Consider the following 18,955-nt stretch of genomic DNA (forward strand, 5'->3'; position numbering starts at 1 on the left):
AGAAATGGAAAATGAATTTCATCCAAGAAATAAGAAAAAGATATGCATCAGATGCCATTGAATCAATTCGGCAGACCACTTGGAAGAATTATGGTAATCTACTTTTTGGATCTCGGATAAATTCATTTCAAGAATTTACGGATTTTCAGGCATCCTTTCTGTCACTGATGGATGAAAAATGGGTGGAGTTAATTTATCCTTTAATCCAAAATAATGTCAAAGCCGAATTTGATGATTGGTATGAAGAGGGTGGATCATACAAGGAGATTCGCTTGCAAGCCATAGATTTGAGAGAATTAGAAAGCGGGATGTGGCAACTATTGTTTGAAGATGACAATGTAGACGTGATTGTCCATTTATACATGAAGGAATGGGAATTTGATTATACTGTAAGAACAGGATAATCAAATTTCCATTGTCTTTGCTGTCGAATTCGTGAATTTAATCTATAGATACGGCCACTTTTACACCCTTACACTTAGGCTGCACAATCTGATATTAAAGGAGAGTGACGACTTTAGGCTTGTGTTCACGACCCACCCTCTAATTCTCTCCCTTGTGATGGAGGGAGGATTTTAATTCATAAAATATTGATTATCAAGAGATAAGTGATTCAAAAGCCCCTCGCCTGACTAGGGAGGGGTTGGGGTGGGTTGTGAATTAAAGCCCAAATAAGTCTCAGCCCAAACAGGTCACATTGAACATTCTACCCTTACACTCACTCAACCTTTACACCGTTGATCAGGCTCAATACAACAATTACAACCAACCATATTATTAAGCCCCAAAAATTGCCAATAGCGTATTTAGCTGTTCCTCAAGGTAGCCTGAATACCAGGCGATTCCATACTCCACAATTAAGGAGCATAGGAATATAAGGCCAACTATACCCAGAATGAACGAGACATTCTGGCTTTTCTTTCTCTTCCCAAAAAAGAAGGTAAGCAAGGCATACAAAAACCATGCACCCAAAACATTAAACCCTGTAAACAAACCAGCCATGTCGTTAATATTGAATCCGTTTTCAACCATCAACCATTTTTCAAATGCTTCCTGATCATAGCCCATTCAAAAATACGGGGGAAGAAACGCGGCATAATTCCCGTTAGTTTACCGAGTAAAGAAAGGGTCTGCTTGTATTTCCGCTTCTCGATGCCGCTCACAAAATATTGAGCAACTTCCTCTACCGGCATCTTTTTAAACTGGTCGCGCACTGGCATGGTCACCACCTCGCCCTGCTCGTTGAGGTATGTTTTGGTGGGGTCGTTTTCGGCAAAACCGATGTAGTTGATCCCTACATGAACACCCGTTCCAGCCAGCTCTATCTTGAGTGATTGCACCAAAGCCGTCAGCGACATTTTCGAGGCCGAGTAGGCCGAGTAATTGGGGATACCCATAAAGCCAGCGATGCTGCCCGAAAAGACGACGCTCCCTTTGGTCGCTTTCAAATGAGGAATCGCCGCCTTGGTAGGGTAGAGGACTCCCAGAATGTTGGTATGAAAAACCTTCTGGAAAGCATCAGCCGGAGCATCGGCAATACTGCCTGTCATCGCTAGCCCGGCATTGTTGACCAAAATGTCTAAAGCACCGTATTGGGCGACAGTCTGAGCGATCAACCGTTCACAATCTTCGTAGATGCCCACATCTCCCTGGATGGGAAATACCTCCAAACCTTGTGCTTGTAGCTCATTTGTAGTACGGGTAAGCTTTTCCAGGTTGCGACCATTCAAAACCACTTTCACCTGTTTGTTGGCCAACGCGATAGCTACCGCTTTACCAATACCCATACTTGAGCCCGTAACAATGGCTACTTTTCCTGCTAATGTTGACTGACTCATTTACACTTTGTTGAGATAACCATTCTCCTGAAACCAATTAAAGGCCTCACGAACGGCGATTTTGATGGGCGTTTGTGGTAGTTTTAACTCTTTTACTGCTTTAGCAGCAGTGTAATAATTGGTGTCCAGGCTTATCTGCGCCACGGCATAACTCACCACCGGTGGCTTGCCCGTCAGGTAAGCCCACATTTGCGAAACTGCACCGTAAAGCAAGATAAAAGGCTTTGGAATCAGTAGCTTAGGAGGCTGAACGTTCAGTTCGTCAGCTACCAACTGGTTGAAATCCTTGTACGACAAGTTTTCATTGGCCATGATGTAGCACTCGCCGCTCTTGCCCATGGTCAGGGCGTTGGCAGCAGCAACAGCCACATCTTTCACATAAATAAAATTGCGGCCACTGGCCGTATATCCCGGTATCTTTTGGTGGTACAAGGCCAGCAATAATTCGCCACTACTGGGCTTGGTGTCGTATGGCCCTAGCATAAAAGTAGGGTTGATGATAACCGCATTAAGACCATGGTTTTCGACATGGTCAATGATGGCTTCCTGCGCATCCCGCTTCGAGTCGATGTAGTCCAAACCATATTTTCCAGCCGCAAAAGGCGAACGTTCATCGCCGGGATTTTCCAGCGAACCATTGCCAAACGAATTGGCCGAACCCACCGATACCATACGTTTCACCTTGGCCTGCAAAGCCGCCTTGATAACGTTCAAAGTACCTTCGTAATTCACTCTACGGGTAATCTCCGACCGCTGCGGCCAGATCGAAGTGTTCGCTGCTGCGTGAATAATATAGTCGCAGCCTTCGGCCGCTTGAGCGACCTCCTCGGCATTGAGCAGGTCACCATATCGCTTGGTAATCGATAGCTCATCCAAGGTCTTGATGTGTCTTCCTTGCTGTATAAATGCGTAGACTTCATGCCCGCGACCCAATACTTCCCTGACAATATTATTGCCCAAGAAACCATCGGCTCCTGTAACCAATACTTTCATTATTAATGCTATAGGTGAGTGAAGGGGTGTAGGCGTCCAAGTTTCGCAAACTACTCCAGTATTTGCGACGGGCCGAAAGATAGGGAAAATTACGTGGGGTTTTGCTTTTCCATGAGGTCGTAACAGCGGTTTAGGAAAGAAGGCCACTAGCAAATTAGTATAAAATTCTCTGCTTTTGGGGCCATGCCTTCTCCCGCCCCGACTTTTCTAGTCGGGACGGGATCGGCACCGGGCTATCCAGTCGCTACCGCTCCTTTTTATCCCTTGTCCTCGGTCGCTCCGCGCCCCGCGCTCCGGCCTGTTGGCCTACGCGTTTATATGCTGTTCGTTACAAGCTGCACCTACGTCACTGATAACTCCTAAAGCCCTGTGTCTTTAGCTGTCACAGCAAGTAATGCCCTTAACGACATCAGCGTTTTGCCCAGCAGGTTTTGGCCTCGCCAGTTTGCGGAATCCAGTATGTTATCATCTTTAGCACCCAGCCCCACGCCCCAAATGAGATCATAGGGCGAAGCTTCGGCTAAAATTTTATCACCTGTCTGCAATAGCCTTTCTTGCAAATCGGGATGCTGTGTAAATTTTAAATAATTTCCGTACCAAACGATTCCGAGCTTATGTTTATCCCATAATTCTGCCTTGAATCCGCGAATCAATCGGCCCATTTTCTGCTGTGCAGATGGATCTTTTTCAGCAAGTAGCTGTTGGGCTATTGCTTTATCCCCGAAAAGAATGGCTTTCTTATACATCATAAATTGCTCACAGCAATTGTATTCTATGCCATCGACATCTACCATATTCCTAAGTGTCCATTGGCCAAATTGGTGTTTCCAGAAAAAGTAATAATCGTCGGTTTCTCTCATGTGTCTGGGCGATTGAAGTGATTGGATTAACAAGACATATGTACAATGTTATGACAAAGTATTCAACTCTTTCTCCCCGCATCAAAAACTTTCTCCTAAATTTGCCCAACGGCTTGTTGTAGGTTGCACCTACGTCGCTGACAACCGATAATACTGCATTCATGAAAACCGTTGCTACTTATTTTCTCCAGGGCCTCCTGTACCTCACTCCGATTACGGTCACAGGCTACGCGCTGTACTGGAGCTTTACAGAATTGGACCAACTGCTCGGGTTCAGTTTCCCCGGTGTGGGAATTTTGCTTATGTTGGTAGGCGTGACACTGGTGGGCTTCATAGGTAGTTTTCTCATCAAACTGCCCTTTTTTCATTTTCTGGATCACCAACTAGAGCAGGTACCTTTCATCAAGACCATCTATACCTCGGTCAAGGACATGCTCAAGGCCGTAGTAGGCCAAAAACAAGGTTTTAACCGCCCGGTTTTGGTGAAGTTGGGCAACGATACCGAAATCCGCCGCCTCGGTTTTGTGACCGACGAAGGGCTCAAATTCCTCAAGACAGAACAGCAATTGATCACCGTTTATGTGCCTTTTAGTATCTCGTTTAGTGGGCAGCTGTTTCTTGTTCCTCCGCATTATTTGCAGCCAGTAGCCGCCAAATCCTCAGAAATAATGAAGTACGTCATGGCCGGCGGGGTTACTACTTTGACAGAAGATTTGTCGGAGGAGAACGATGGGGGAGAGAAGAATAATAGCATATAAAGCTACGTGCGTGAGTAGAAATGGCACATGAATCAGCAAAATAATCAAGCACCGTATTGTTTTATAGACTACATTGCGCCGATTTTTGAGGAGAAATAACATCTCCGAATAACTTGTCTCTTTCAACCATTTATTGCGACTATGATTCATCCAAATACGGAGCTTAGATTCATCAGTGAATCTATCGGTTACGGGGTGTTTGCAACCAGTGATATCCCCGAAGGAACCATCGTTTACGTCAAAGACAGCCTGGAACTGGTGATTAGCCCCACCGACTATTTATTGCATACACCAGAAATGCAAGAGGTCGTTGAGAAGTATTCCTACATTGATGAAAAAGGCAATCGGATTATTAGCTGGGATTTTGCCAAATACGTCAATCATTGCTGCAATTGCAATACCATCAGTACGGGCTACGGTTTTGAAATTGCCATCCGCGAAATCAAAAAGGGAGAACAAATCACCGACGAATACGGCATCTTTAACCTCGATTACCCAATGACCCTCGTCTGTGGAGAACCGGGCTGCCGCAAAGTCATTCAGCCCGAAGATTTTGACAACTATTACGAGCAATGGGATCACAAGATTCGCCAATCGATTGGCCACCTCTTTGCGGTAGAGCAACCGCTGATGCCTTTCGTTGAAAAAGAAACCCGCGAGCAACTGGATGCCTTTTTTCAAAACCCAGAACATTACAGATCGGTGTATTCGCTTCGCTTGAAGAAATAAGCTTTTCAAGAGGTAAAAGTGTAAGGGTTGGAGCGGTGTAAAGGTTTTAGACCTAAGCCAAAAGCAGTTCGTGAAATTCCAGGGCAAGTGCTTAACTTTAGCCTACGATGATAAAAAGAATTCTCTCCTTCCAGCGTGTTTTCCTATTGCTACTACTGGGCATTCTCTTCCTTGCTTGCCAGTCAAAGGAAGCACCACGTTATTTGTTTTTCCTTCACAACCGCTTCCTGGAGGATCATCCGCTTGAAGCAGAACACCTCCAGTATGGCCGAACGGAATATGAAGAGATCAAAACTGCTTTTGCCAATGCAGGCTTAAAGGTTGTTAGCGAAAAACGGCCACCAAATACGAATGCCCGCACCTATGCTTCAGCAGTTGTTCGACAAATTGACAGCCTGATAACCTTGGGTGTACCGGCAGATCATATCACGATAGTGGGTACTTCAAAAGGAGGCTATATTGCGCAGTATGTTTCTACGCTTGCCGCAAATCCACAATTAAGCTTCGTTTTTGTAGCTTCGTTTCAAGACAGTGACATTGAACAAATTCCGGAAATTAACTATTGTGGTAATATCCTGACGATCTATGAGTGTAGTGATCGCTTTGGCGTATCGGCCATTCGCCGTAAGGAGACATCAAACCTACCTATCCCTCGATTTGAAGAAATAGAACTAAACACGGGGCTTGGACACGGATTTCTGTTTAAGCCCTTGCCGGAATGGATCGTACCAACGATAAAATGGGCAAAGGCTGAGGGTTAAGGGGCTTGCTAAAGCTTGCGGGCGCTTACCAGTACGGCACCTTTCACTTTAGTTGTAATGCAATTATCTTATGCAAGCAGTGAAGTTTGAAGAATAATATTTCGAAATAAGCGCTTATCTTTGGTTCTTGTAAATACAACACTAAGTGTTAGTGAGTGTGCATTACCAAAATTTAAAACCTAATCATCGTATGATCCACTCCTTGAGAAATTATGCCTTCCTGGGGATGATAGCCCTTCCATTCCTGTTTTTGGCGTGCGAAGCACCTGCTGCTCCCGTCGAGGAAGAAACCGAGAAAGCACCTGATATAGAAGCTGCCATTGATTCACTCATGAGCCAGTTGACATTAGAAGAAAAAGTGCACATGATTCACGCCAGTTCTGCTTTTACAAGCGGTGGGGTAGAACGTTTGGGTATTCCTGAGCTCATTATGTCGGATGGCCCTCATGGTGTACGCCACGAGCACGGCCGTGATTGGGTGAAAGACGAAGGTGTAAGAGATAGTAGCACCTATTTACCTGTAGGTACCGCCTTGGCTGCCACCTGGAACCGTGATCTTGGTTATGCCTTCGGTAGTGTTCTTGGCAGCGAGGCCAATTATCGCGGCAAGGACGTTATTCTGGGCCCCGGTCTCAATATCATTCGTAGCCCACTCAATGGTCGTAATTTTGAATACTTGACGGAAGACCCTTACCTCAATGCTGAGATGACCGTAGGGTACATCAAAGGTGTACAAGACCAAGGCGTAGCCGCTTGTGCCAAGCACTTTGTGGCCAATAACCTGGAATACGAGCGCGAGCAAGTGAACGTAGAGATGGGCGACCGTGCTTTGTACGAAATCTACCTCCCTGGCTTCAAAGCTGCCGTGCAGGAAGGTGGCGTTTACACGGTAATGGCTGCCTACAATAAATTTCGGGGCGATTACTGTGCGCACAGTGAATACCTGCTAGATGGTATCCTGAAAACAGAATTTGGCTTTGATGGTGCTGTTATCAGTGATTGGAATGCGGTTAAAAACACGATGGAAGCCGTCAACGCCGGGATCGACCTCGAAATGGGCTCCGATCTGCCCATGCTGGCTATGGGGGATCCAGATTATAGCAAATTCCACATGGGCGATACGGTCGTTACCTTGGTTAATAACGGTACGGTTGATGTAGCGCTCATTGATGCGAAAGTACGCCGTCTGTTGCGGACCATGTACCGTATTAATGCTTTTGGCGAACGTGATCCTGGTGCTTACAATACGCCGGAGCACCAAAGAATTGCTCGCCAGATTGCCGACGAAGCGATCGTCTTACTCAAGAACGACGGTATGTTGCCATTAGATCAATCGGCGACCAAAACGTTAGCGGTCGTAGGTGCCAATGCTACTCGTAAGCATGCCGGAGCGGGGGGGAGCTCTCAAGTAAAAGCTTTCTACGAGGTGACGCCTTTGGATGGATTACAAAACCTCTTGGGCGAAAGCACGGCCGTTTCTTATGCGGAAGGTTATACCGTTAGCCGCGAAGGCGGCAGTGATGCAGACCTCATTGCCGCAGCAGTAGCGCAGGTCAAGGATGCTGGTGCAGCCATTTACGTAGGCGGCTGGATTCACGGTTTTAGCGATGAATGGAACGACAACGCCTACGATGCAGAAGCAACCGACAAAGCAAGCATGGAACTTCCTTTTGGGCAAAATGAACTGATAGAGGCACTTCTAGCTGCTAATCCCAACACAGTCATTGTACTGATGGGCGGTGGACCAATCGATATGCGCAAGTGGCAAGGTAAAGCCAAAAGCATTGTCCAGGCTTGGTACCCCGGTATGGAAGGCGGCAATGCCTTGGCAGATATCCTTTTTGGGAACCTGAATCCTTCAGGAAAATTACCGATGACCTTTCCTGTAAAACTGGAAGACAGTCCTGCGCATAAGCTGGCCGTTACTGGGTTTGAGTCGCTAGAGCAGGATTATACGGATGGCATTTTTGTGGGTTACCGCTATTTCGATTCTTACGAGGTGGAACCTGCGTTTGCTTTTGGTCACGGACTTTCCTACACCTCTTTCGGCTACGATAATTTAACGGTTTCCAAAGAAAATGGAACTGTAACAGTGAGCCTGGATGTTACCAATACAGGAGATGTCAAAGGTGCAGAAGTAGTGCAGGTCTATGTAAAAGATGATGAATCGAACTTGGAGCGCCCTGCTAAAGAGCTGAAAGCCTTCCAGAAGGTTAAACTAGAACCTGGTGCCAGCCAAAATTTGACATTTGAACTAGACGAAGATGCTTTCTCGTACTACGATGACAAGCAGAATAAATGGGTGTTGGAGCCCGGTACCTTTACTATTCTAGTAGGTAGTTCTTCTCGCGATATTCGCCAGGAAGGGCAATTTACTTGGTAAACGTTCTATTGAAATAATACAGAGAGGCTGTTTTGCGAAAGGAAATTCCTTTTGGTAAACAGCCTCTTTTAATTTGTATATTTATGATCATTCGATTCACAAAAAAAGAACACCGCTGCCAACTCACCTATCAACGCCACGATGGGGAGATGCTCGTTGCTGATTTAGGGCCCGACTTACCTGGTCATGATCTGGCTCATTTTGTGATGGAACAAAAATTGGGGATGCGCGCGGGTTTCTATGGCAACCTTTACGCTGGATACACCATGGCGCAATTAGGCGACAAACAGGTGATCTTCCAGTTGCCGGTTGAAACCATGATCGCGGAAGTGGCCACCAGAGCGCTACAGTCTTTAGCAGGAGGTGCCTGTGAGCCAAAGGAATTCAATGAGTTGATCAACCTGGAACTGAGTGGTATGTCTACCGATTATCGTATCAACTTGCCTCCCGCAGAGATTACCCAACTAATGAATGATTATCGGCATCTGATAAGCCAGTGGAATGTACTGCCAATGGGGGAAACCCTGGAATTGGAAATACAGTTTTGATTATTTTTTGTGAACTCTCTAAAGCTTAATAATATGCGTCTCTCTTTCTTTTTTTCTCTTGGTTTTCTTCTGATCATTTTTGGTTGCGAACAATCATCATCCCCGCCTGAAGTGATGGAAAGGGTATCGGAAACAACGTTTTTTGAGGAACTTGAAATGGCCAATCCTACCCATGTTTATGAAGTGAATTCGGAACAGGAAGTAAATTTGACGACCCCAAAAGGGGTGGAACTCTACATCGAGCAAGGAGCATTTGTGGATGCCAATGGTGTGCCTGTAGTTGGTCAGGTGGATATTAGTATTAAGGAAGTCTTTTCAAGTTCCGAAGTCTTTATGGAACCAATAGTGACCACCTGCAACGGTGCTCTTATTGAAACCAGAGGGATGCTTAAAATTACGGCCGAGCAAAATGGGAACGAGTTGGCCTTAGCCCCAAATAAAGCCATTGAGCTTACTTTTCCTGGCCCTTTGGACCAGTACGAAGGGGCAAGCTTGTTTTATGGTAAAGAAGGACCGAATAACCAAATAACCTGGGAGGAAGCCGGCCCCAAAAGCAGTGGACTAAGAATCGATACGGTGTTACTGGAAGATGGAACGATGATTATGGATACGTTGGCCAATGTATTGGGTAGAAATGGTATTGGTAATGAGAATAACGTTGATGTTAGGATTCAATATTACGCTACAGATGATCTAGATGTAGATGATTCTTTTTCTGCTTTACAAAGTAAGCTTCTCGCCTTTTTTTCAAGGGATAAGATTGCTGCGATTTTAGAAAGCGAGACAAGTCAGAACCCCAGCGTACGGGTGCATTGGACACTGTTCAGTGATGGTGATTTGGAAGTGTTTGGTCTGGAAGGAAATCTATCTGACCCTATGAAAGCAGCTTTAGTTCAGGATATTAATAATGGAGAAGATTTACCCACATTTAGCCGAGGTGGAGACCGTGCGGATGTTTCCGGATATACGGATTTAGGCTTGGTATCAGAAGAGAAGACTATCCTTGATAAGTTTACCCTCAAATCTTATGATTTAGGTTGGGTCAATTGCGATATCTTCTGGCGTACGGAAGCTCCAATGGTGAATATGGAGGTATCCGGCGTGGAGAGAGGAAGTATCGTAAAAATGATCTTTGCTAACTTTAAAACCATTGTTGAGGGAGTTAGAAAGAGTGATGGGACTTTGGTTTTTGAAAATATCCCGCAAGGAGAAGAGGTAAATATTGTTGCCATAAGAAAGAAGGAAAAGCAAGCCCTCCTTTCGATTACAACAACAACCGTGATGGAACAAGGCCCGGAACTGCAACCTTTCAGGGAAGTGACGAGCGAAATGCTGACATTGGCATTGGACGATTTTTTTGAATAGCATCAGGCTTATACTCCAGGAACTATTTTAAGCAAATACTCCTTGGTTAAGTCAATAAACACTAGTTCTAAAACACCTTTTCTCTCTCTTTTACCTATGCGCGTTCACTTGCCCTCTGAAAACCCGATTACCACTTTATCTTACCTCAATGTTCCCCCTGGCGGGCGTGGCCCACGCGGCGAGCGGCCATTGGAACAAGTAGAGCTCCCTATTTTAGCGGGCACCATCGCTGAGCTCAACGACGATTGGGATGCCTTGATCCTCGCCTCTGACCTACAAGGAACCCTTCCCGGTGAAGACGAACCTCTTTTACTGGGCTGTGCGCTGGCCGATTATTTGCCGGTCGTCTTTGAGCTCTATTTCTCTGAAATTCCTTTGGATAGGGTAGGGGTTTTGCTCTGCGGTGATCTTTACGCTCGTCCTGATCGCCGCGGCGGCTTGGGAGATGTGCGCCACGTTTGGCGAGCCTTCAACGAACACTTTGCCTTTGTGGCTGGGGTAGCAGGCAACCATGATAGCTTTGGCACTGCCGATGAGTTTGCCGCTTTTCAACGAGAAGCCGGTATCTATTTTCTGAATGGCAACATTCGTAAGATTGGCGGAATGGAAGTAGGTGGTATTAGTGGTGTGATAGGCCAGCCAGGTAAACCCAATCGGGTCGCCGAGAAAGATTTTCTGGCCCAACTGAAGCGGATCGCTCTCAAGCAACCAGACCTTGTTTTATTGCACGAAGGGCCCAGTCACCTTTCTCCTGAACAGATGGGAAATGAGCAAATCAGTAAGATGTTGGCTTCTTCTCCGAAAAATACCGTTTGTTGTGGCCATAATCATTGGCCTGTGACTTTGGTGGAAACCCCCAAAGGAACACAAGTCCTTAATCTGGACGCCAAGTGCCTCATTTTGGTCAATGAACCCGACGGAACCACCAAAGGCACTTGACAGGGTCAATTCACGAATTTACCCGACTTATAGTTTTGAAATTTTCCTATCTTGCTATCCTCCTATTAAAGCCGGCATTCCTCAATGGGTTTGTTTAGCCTGGCATGAATGAGCGAAAGTGCAGCAATTTTTATTCTGAATGAGGCAAAAAACGTAGGCGATGCCTAAGCATCGGCGAGGCTTTTAACGAAATACAGGATAGAAATTGGCGCTTGTAGCCATTTGATGTTAGCTTATACAAGCCTAATAAAACGTTGTTTTATGAACGGTTCGCCTTTTCATTATTTACTACTAAGTTTAATAGCCCTTAGCTTCCTTTTTTCTTGCGAAACTGCTGAAAAAAACGAAGATTCCTCTACCACAGAGGTGCCTGCTTTTGAAATGCCCCGCTTACCGGATTGGCACAAGAATGCTACTATTTACGAAGTCAACCTACGACAATACACGCCAGAAGGAACTTTCAATGCTTTTGCAACCCACCTGCCTCGGCTCAAGGAAATGGGTGTCGATATTTTGTGGCTGATGCCCATCCACCCGGTGTCTCTGGCCCGACGGAAAGGAGAACTGGGTAGCCCTTACGCAGTAGGCGACTATCTGGATGTTAACCCTGATTTTGGGACAATGGATGATTTTAAGGCCTTGCTGAAGGCTATCCACGACCAAGGGATGTATTGCATCATCGACTGGGTACCCAACCACACTGGCTGGGATAATCCCTGGATTACTGCACACCCAGACTGGTATACGCAAGATGCAGACGGCAATATTGTAGACCCTCTGAATCCAGAAACGGGCGAATCTTGGGGGTGGACAGATGTTGCAGACCTTAATTATGACAACCCTGATATGCGTCGCGGCATGATTGACGCGATGGCCTTCTGGGTGAAGGATATTGGTGTTGATGGTTTCCGTGTAGATGTAGCCCACGGCGTACCCCTGGATTTTTGGGAAGACTGCAATAAAGAGCTTTACCAGATCAAGCCGCTGTTTATGCTGGCCGAAGCAGCTATTCCTGACCGGCGCAACAGTGGTGGATTTGTTATGGATTACGCATGGGAGATGCACCACCTGCTGAACGAAATTGCTAAGTACCAAGGGGCCAGTCGTAGCGACAATAAGCAATTGGTGCAAGGAAATCTCGTAGAAGGAAAGGACCAACACATGGAACCCAAAACGGCCCTCGATATTGACACCATCCTGGCGAAAAACAAAGTAGAATACCAGCAAGGCTACTTTATGCACTTTACTTCCAACCACGATGAAAACTCCTGGGCCGGTACAGAGTTTGAGCGGATGGGAGATGGCCACCTGGCCTTCGCGGTATTGACGGCGACGTTTGACGGGATGCCGCTGTTGTATTCAGGCATGGAGTCCGCGATGGATAAGCGACTCGAATTTTTCAAAAAAGACGATATAGCATGGGGCGATTATGAATACGCTCCTTTTTATCAAAAACTCTTCGACCTCAAGCACCGTAATGAAGCCCTCTGGAATGGTGAAGCTGGCGGTGCATTGGTGAAAATCCCTACCGGGAATGATGAAAATATCTACGCCTTTACCCGTGAAAAGAATGGTGATAAGGTAATCGTAATCATCAATCTTTCAGCGGAGGAGCAAGCACTGAAATTAACGGGCGATAATTTTGAGGGCACCTATTCCGATCTGTTTTCCGGTGAAGAAACAATACTCACCAAGGGTTGGGCAACGAAAATGGCTCCTTGGACTTATCACGTACTGCACCACGAAGAGTAAGTAAGCAGGTTGCGCGGGCTTTAGTCCGCAATGAGTTATCTCCGTACTATGAGTACGGGCTAATGTCTGCGCAACCTACAACTACTCTGGTTTCCTATACAAACGGTGTCGGCTCCCTAACTTAATCCGCCTTGATGAATTCCTTAACATCGAAGCTCCCCTTACTAACGGTTTTCAAAATATACCCCCCCGGTTTTAGATCACTAAGGCCTACTTTGACCTCGTTTTCATAGGCGGATACGGGAATGCTTTTTAGCAAACGCCCCTCCAAATCGTATAACTCGATGCGTTCCATCTGCTCTCCTTTTACGGAAAGTATTTCTCTTGCAGGGTTGGGGAATATTTCAATGGTAGGATGATTAATTTTAGCGATAAGCATCCCCGTAAAATCGGTGTGGCCATCTTGCTCTACGCTTTTGATGCGGTAATAGTTATTGCCGGAAACGGGAGCAGCGTCTAAAGTACTGTAATGGTAGGCTCTCTGTTGAGCAGGAATTTTTATTAAGGCTTGCCAGTTGACGGCATCAATACTGTACTGCACTTCGAAGTAATCCAAATTTTCCTCCTGTTCGGTGATCCAGTGAATGGCAACCTCCTTGTTTTGTTGAATAGTCAGCCATAGTTTGGCGTAAGCAACAGGAAGAAAAATGGCACGGGCAAAGGTGAAGTCATCGAAGCAGAATTCACCTGTTTCATCGCCAATGTCTAGGTTGAAAATAGCTGTAGCCGTTTCTGGCGCTGTAAATACGAAAGTGTAATTTTTCCAACTGGTGGTTAGGTTGAAAGTAGTGCCAGCATACCAGGCGTAGGTGCTTGCGTTGATAAACGCGAGGTCTATATCTCTACCTAATTGATTGGCTTTGGCCCAAAAAGAAAGGGCGTAATCCTCTCCGGAAGTGAGGCTGATATTGGAGCGGCCTAGTTGAATATCCCAAACGTTGGCACCTAAAGAAAGAGGGGTGACGCAAGCTGCCTGACTCCCTTCATAGACATTAGAAGTGATGATCTGAAAATTGGCATCCGTTCCGTTGAATTCATTTCTACTCCAATGGCTAAACTCATCTTCAAAACCAAAATTGAGCCATTGATTTGGCGTGACCTCAACGGCTAGGTCAATGGCTTGGTTTCCACACGGCGAGTTGACCATAGCAGCAATATTGCCACCGGTATTGCCCCAATTGACGGTGATCTCGTTGGTGCCCTGCCCGCCCACGATACTTGCTCCTGTGGGGACCGTCCAGGCGTAAGTTGCACCAGTAATACTCGGTAAGCTGTAGATCTCACCGTTTGATTGAGGTTCCAGAATGTCCGATCCTGTTATTTCTGTATCTGATAAGTTTTGATAAACACGGACCCAGTCTACTTCCATTGTTTGGGGGAATACGGTAGAGCCATCCGGTACTCCAGGCCAATTACCACCCACCGCTACATTGAGGATAAAATGAAATTGCTGGTCAAAAGGCCAGGTGTAAGTCTGAAAATCGGAATGGGAACTGTTTGTAGCATGAAATTGTGCCCCATCTAAATACCAACGTATTTCGTCAGGTTCCCATTCAATTGAAAAGGTGTGGAAGGCATCAGGGAAAGTGCCACTTCCTAAGGTTGTAGAGCTGCCCTGGCTCCCGCGGTCACCAGGCGAGTTGCCGTAATGACAGGTGCCGTAAGTTTTGGTTGTCTCATGCCCGAGGTATTCCATGATGTCAATTTCTCCGGAAGAGGGCCAGGTGCCATACGTATCGTCGGTCGGCATCATCCAGAAAGCGGGCCAAATACCCTGGCCTTGTGGTAGTTTTATACTGGCTTCCATCTTGCCATAGCGCCAATCGCCGAGGCCTTTTGTTCTTATTCGGCTAGAGGTATAGTCATTGGCAGGGTAGGTGTTTCCGGTATCTTCTTCTGCCGTAATCTTAAGGGTGCCGCCCGAGACGGTTACATTGTCACCGTTGGTGTAGTATTGGAGCTCATTGTTACCCCATCCATTCCCTCCTGTTTGGTATTCCCAATTGGCTAAATTGAGCGAGGAACCACTAAATTCGTCTTCCCAAACAAGGTTCCAGCATTGGGCGTTTAAGCCATTCCATTGATGCAAACCCAATAGTAGGAAAAAAGCGATTTTCCGAAAGTTCATATCAAAGTTTTATCTAAGAAATAGCACGAAAATAAAAAGCGATTTGGCTACGCCGCTACTACGTGGTCGCTCCGCGTCTACTACGTGGTTGTTTTTCAAATAGTTGAATAGAAAGTTCATTTTGAGTGTTTTAACTGTTTGGGAGGCTTAGAAAAGTCGCAGTTTGTTTTCTGCGCGGGACACACTATTTGGGATGCTTCCTAAGGTTGTCTCTTCTTTTATTGGTCGGAATTTTGATGGTAAAAGTGCTCCCCTGTCCCGCAGAGTAAACATTGAGGGTGCCGCCCATTTTTTGTACAACCTTGCGGCAAATGGCTAAGCCAATACCAGTGCCTTCGTAGGTTTGCCGAGTGTGTAAGCGTTTGAAAAGATCGAATATTTGTTCTTGGAAAGCTTCTTCTATTCCTATACCATTATCGGTAATTGAAAATTGGTGGGCATCGGCTAGCGCTTTGTAGGTGATGTTTATTTCTGGTGATTCACTTTCATTATAGGTGATGCCGTTGCTGATCAGGTTTTTAAAGACCAAAAACAATTGTTGGGGGTTGGCAATGACAACGGGCATTGTGGCAGGGGCGTAGGAGAGCTGAACGTTCTGTTCTTTAATAATATACTGAAGCGACTGGACAACTTCTTCAAGGGTGCTTTTGACAGCTATGGGTGCTGTTTGAGCTGCTTCGGCTTCCAGGCGAGAGTACTCTAATATATTTTTGATCAACTGATCCATCTGAGAGGTACTGGTACGAATGTACGCCAGGTATTCCTGGATAAGCTCGCTGTTTTGTGAAGAGGAATCCAGTTTTTTTTGAATGAGGGTAGAGAAGCCGGAAATACTTCGCAGGGGTTCTCTCAGGTCATGCGATGTGATATACGCAAAGCGCTCCAGTTCCGTGTTGGAGGATTTTAGGGCGGCATTTGTATCTTGGAGTTTTTGAGTCTTGGCGTTGACTTGTTCTTTGAGTTGCTGGTTGAATTGCTTGTTTTTTCGATGATAAAATAGAAGAAGAATTATAAAACTAATCAATAGCCCCACTACCGTGGTCATCGCAAGCGTGACTTTCCGGCTTTGCTTGGATATGACTTCGTTTTGGGCCTGTTGCTCTCTAAGGTAAAGGTTCTCTTCCTCTTTATCTTGGATAGCATCTTTCACTTCCTGAGCTATGATCACTTTATTTAGTTCAAGCTGGGTAGTACTATCGCGAATAGCCAATTGCTGGAGGAGATATTTGTTGGCACCTAGATAATCTCCCTGTGCGGTTTTAGCTTCGGAAAGGATAGCATAGGCAGTTTCCAAATCATGAAAAAAGTTGTAATGATGATGAAGGGCCAGGTAGTTTTGTAAGACATCAATACATTGCTGATAGTTTTTCATTTCTAATAAAACCGAAGCATAGTCATTAGCTGCAGGCAATACAAGGTCTAAGTTGCCGGATTTTTCCAATAAGAGGAGGGCTTCGCGGCTGGATTTTTGTGCTGCCGAGTAGTTGCTTTTGTGCAGTTGGATAAAACTTAGATCGGACAAGAGAAAGGAACGAGTTACCAGAGAAGTAGCCTCTTTGAGTGCAAGTTGTAAGTAAAACTCCGCAGAATCAAGCAATAACAGGTTCTTAAAATTACGTGCCTTGGAGAAGAAGGGGTAGAATCTTACGTTATGATTTTTATGCTTAAAAGCTAAATCGGTAGCTTGATCAAAATATTCCTGTGCTTTTTTTTCTTCTCCCAGGTTTATAAATAATATACCAATATTCTCCAGGCAATAAATGATTTTTTCACTGTTGGTGCGCTTGTAATGAGTGAGTGCTTCTTGATAAGATTTCATGGCCTGTTCGAGCAAGTTGATCTCGGAATAGGTAATGGCGATGTCGTTGAGAGCGTTGGCTATTAGTAGGTCATCGTTTAGGTTACGGCCAATTTTCAGAGAGGCATTGTTGTTTTCAAGTGCTTTTTGTGTGTCACCTCTAACATCATAAGCAATGGCGCGGTAATTGAGTGCTTGAGCAATACCTTTTTGAAAATTGATGGCGCGTGATTTTTCTAATGCCAACTCACTGTAATAAATCGTTTTTTGAATATCCAGGCGATAATATTCGAAACTCAATTCGTTCCAGGTATTAATAAGTGCTGTATCTGATTTTAACTGGGGGAGCATTTGCTCCAATAATAGAATATGCTCGTTTTGAGCAACGAGAATCAGGTTGCTGAATAGCAGAAAAAAAAGGAGTCTGTATTTGACAGGTGCTTGAGTCATATTTTATTTCATATTGGAATATACCGATCTGTAAATAAAAGAAATATATCTGACAGTGCCTTTGGTGGTTCAAAAAGAACAAGAATTCCCGCGCCGGTTAAATTCGTGAATTTAACCTATCTAAAGGGGGGGCTTATAATCTCTTATATTTCCTGATATGGTTCAAAAAATCACTTAGGTGCCTTTGGTGGTTCGAAAAAGCAAGAATTCCTCCAAAAACTGCTACCTTTGCGCCGTGAAATTTACAGATTTTAACCTTTCGAAGTCGCAGCTCAAATCACTGGCAGATGCCGGATTAGAGACGCCAACGCCCATTCAGGAGCGTGCCTTTTCCGTGATTATGTCCGGCAAAGATGTTATTGGTATTGCCCAAACAGGTACTGGGAAAACGCTGGCCTACCTGCTACCGGTACTCCGTATGTGGAAGTTCCAGAAACACCGCTTACCGCAGGTGCTTATTATGGTACCTACCCGCGAACTGGTCATGCAGGTGGTAGAAGAAATTGAACGCATTACGTCTTATCAGAATGTGGCAGCTGTAGGTGTTTTTGGTGGGGTCAATATGAAACGTCACCAAGCAGCTATAGAAGATGGCTTGGATGTACTGGTAGGAACGCCTGGCCGAATTTTTGACCTGGCTCTCCAAGGCTCACTGCGGTTTAAAGAAATTCGCCACCTTATCCTTGATGAGGTTGATGAACTCTTGGCTCTCGGGTTTCGGCCACAGCTGACGAAGATCATTGATATCTTACCCAAAAAACGCCAAAACCTGCTCTTTTCTGCCACCATGACGGAAGATGTTCAGGAAGTGATCGATACCACTTTTGATTACCCTGTAATTATCGAAGCTGCCAGGGTGGGGACCCCATTGGAGAACATAGCCCAGGCGGTTTATAATGTTCCCAACTACAAGACAAAACTCAATCTCCTTCAGTATCTCCTACAGGATAAGGAAACTTATCAGCGTGTCCTCGTTTTTGCACCCAGCAAGCGGCTCGCGGATATGGCTTACGAGCAACTGCTGGTCGATTTTGAGGAAGAAATGGGCGTGATTCACGGTAACAAAAGCCAGAACTTTCGCTTTGAAAGCCTCCGTAAGTTTCACGCTGGTGAAATCCGAATTCTTATTGCCACAGATTTGATCTCCAGAGGTATGGATATCGATGATGTATCTCACGTTATCAACCTGGATACCCCGACTACGGCCGAAGATTACATTCACCGTATCGGTCGTACCGGCCGTGCCGATAAGGATGGTATTGCCATCACCTTTGTTAGAGAAGAGGAGCAAGAATTATTGCAGGCAGCCGAAGCGCTCATGCAGAAAACCGTAGAGGTACTCCCCATGCCTGAAGAGGTAGAAGTGACGGAAGAATTGATCCCCGAAGAGATGCCCAATCTGCGGGTACCCAATGTGCGGGTCAAGATGGCTCCCCGAGGCGAAGGTGCTTTCCACGAAAAGAAGTACAAAAACACAAAAGTGAACCTCACCCGCCGCGAACTGGAAGAAAAACGTGGCCGCAAGAAGGCCGATCGACGTAGCAAAAAGAAGAAAAAGAAGAGGTAGGCCCTGCCACTGGCGAGTGGGAGGAGATCACCGTGCCCTTGGCAGAGATGTACCCCACCTTTAGAGGCCTATTCTTTTCTATCAAT

General features: G+C 45.6%; 15 protein-coding genes. 10 read left to right on the forward strand and 5 right to left on the reverse strand.

Annotation, left to right across the window (positions count from 1 at the left end; all coding sequences use genetic code 11):
• Positions 1–11: 11 nt before the first annotated feature.
• A complete protein-coding gene (locus tag ACRBG0_RS01055) occupies positions 12–404 on the forward strand; it encodes a hypothetical protein (RefSeq protein ID WP_431485081.1) in 393 nt (130 codons plus the stop codon).
• A 627-nt stretch (positions 405–1,031) separates the two neighbouring features.
• Here the strand turns inward: ACRBG0_RS01055 and ACRBG0_RS01060 are convergent.
• From ACRBG0_RS01060 to ACRBG0_RS01070, 3 genes are all read right to left on the reverse strand, one after another.
• Positions 1,032–1,838, reverse strand: a complete 807-nt coding sequence (locus ACRBG0_RS01060; protein ID WP_431485082.1) for an SDR family oxidoreductase — start codon at positions 1,836–1,838, stop codon at positions 1,032–1,034.
• A complete protein-coding gene (locus ACRBG0_RS01065) occupies positions 1,839–2,831 on the reverse strand; it encodes an NAD-dependent epimerase/dehydratase family protein (protein WP_431485083.1) in 993 nt (330 codons plus the stop codon). It lies immediately after the preceding gene.
• 359 nt (positions 2,832–3,190) lie between these two features.
• Positions 3,191–3,691 carry an NADAR family protein gene (locus ACRBG0_RS01070; RefSeq protein WP_431485084.1) on the reverse strand — a complete coding sequence of 167 codons (501 nt, stop codon included), beginning with the start codon at positions 3,689–3,691 and terminating at the stop codon, positions 3,191–3,193.
• Positions 3,692–3,852: 161 nt separating this feature from the next.
• Between ACRBG0_RS01070 and ACRBG0_RS01075 the strand changes: the two genes are divergently transcribed.
• From ACRBG0_RS01075 to ACRBG0_RS01110, 8 genes are all read left to right on the forward strand, one after another.
• Complete coding sequence (locus tag ACRBG0_RS01075; protein WP_431485085.1) at positions 3,853–4,449, forward strand: DUF502 domain-containing protein; 597 nt, start codon at positions 3,853–3,855, stop codon at positions 4,447–4,449.
• A gap of 141 nt (positions 4,450–4,590) precedes the next feature.
• Positions 4,591–5,178 carry an SET domain-containing protein gene (locus tag ACRBG0_RS01080; protein ID WP_431485086.1) on the forward strand — a complete coding sequence of 196 codons (588 nt, stop codon included), beginning with the start codon at positions 4,591–4,593 and terminating at the stop codon, positions 5,176–5,178.
• A 107-nt stretch (positions 5,179–5,285) separates the two neighbouring features.
• Entirely contained in the window at positions 5,286–5,939 is a 654-nt protein-coding gene (locus ACRBG0_RS01085) for an alpha/beta hydrolase (RefSeq protein ID WP_431485087.1), read from the forward strand.
• A 190-nt stretch (positions 5,940–6,129) separates the two neighbouring features.
• Complete coding sequence (locus ACRBG0_RS01090; protein WP_431485088.1) at positions 6,130–8,322, forward strand: glycoside hydrolase family 3 C-terminal domain-containing protein; 2,193 nt, start codon at positions 6,130–6,132, stop codon at positions 8,320–8,322.
• Between the two features lie 83 nt (positions 8,323–8,405).
• Positions 8,406–8,870, forward strand: coding sequence for a hypothetical protein (locus tag ACRBG0_RS01095; RefSeq protein WP_431485089.1), 465 nt, complete (start codon positions 8,406–8,408; stop codon positions 8,868–8,870).
• 33 nt (positions 8,871–8,903) lie between these two features.
• Positions 8,904–10,235: a hypothetical protein gene (locus ACRBG0_RS01100; RefSeq protein WP_431485090.1), complete on the forward strand. Its 1,332-nt coding sequence runs from the start codon at positions 8,904–8,906 to the stop codon at positions 10,233–10,235.
• Positions 10,236–10,331: 96 nt separating this feature from the next.
• On the forward strand, positions 10,332–11,174 hold the full coding sequence (locus tag ACRBG0_RS01105; RefSeq protein WP_431485091.1) for a metallophosphoesterase family protein: 843 nt from the start codon (positions 10,332–10,334) through the stop codon (positions 11,172–11,174).
• A 261-nt stretch (positions 11,175–11,435) separates the two neighbouring features.
• Positions 11,436–12,926 (forward strand): alpha-amylase family glycosyl hydrolase, encoded by a 1,491-nt coding sequence (locus tag ACRBG0_RS01110; protein ID WP_431485092.1) that lies wholly within the window; start codon positions 11,436–11,438, stop codon positions 12,924–12,926.
• Positions 12,927–13,047: 121 nt separating this feature from the next.
• On the opposite strand, the gene ACRBG0_RS01115 is transcribed toward ACRBG0_RS01110, so the two are convergent.
• On the reverse strand, positions 13,048–15,054 hold the full coding sequence (locus ACRBG0_RS01115; protein WP_431485093.1) for a family 16 glycosylhydrolase: 2,007 nt from the start codon (positions 15,052–15,054) through the stop codon (positions 13,048–13,050).
• Positions 15,055–15,238: 184 nt separating this feature from the next.
• Positions 15,239–17,302 carry an ATP-binding protein gene (locus ACRBG0_RS01120; RefSeq protein ID WP_431485094.1) on the reverse strand — a complete coding sequence of 688 codons (2,064 nt, stop codon included), beginning with the start codon at positions 17,300–17,302 and terminating at the stop codon, positions 15,239–15,241.
• Positions 17,303–17,537: 235 nt separating this feature from the next.
• Between ACRBG0_RS01120 and ACRBG0_RS01125 the strand changes: the two genes are divergently transcribed.
• Positions 17,538–18,869 carry a DEAD/DEAH box helicase gene (locus tag ACRBG0_RS01125; RefSeq protein ID WP_431485095.1) on the forward strand — a complete coding sequence of 444 codons (1,332 nt, stop codon included), beginning with the start codon at positions 17,538–17,540 and terminating at the stop codon, positions 18,867–18,869.
• Positions 18,870–18,955 lie beyond the last annotated feature (86 nt).

The sequence above is a fragment of the Lewinella sp. genome (assembly GCF_050633125.1).
Lineage (GTDB): Bacteria > Bacteroidota > Bacteroidia > Chitinophagales > Saprospiraceae > Lewinella.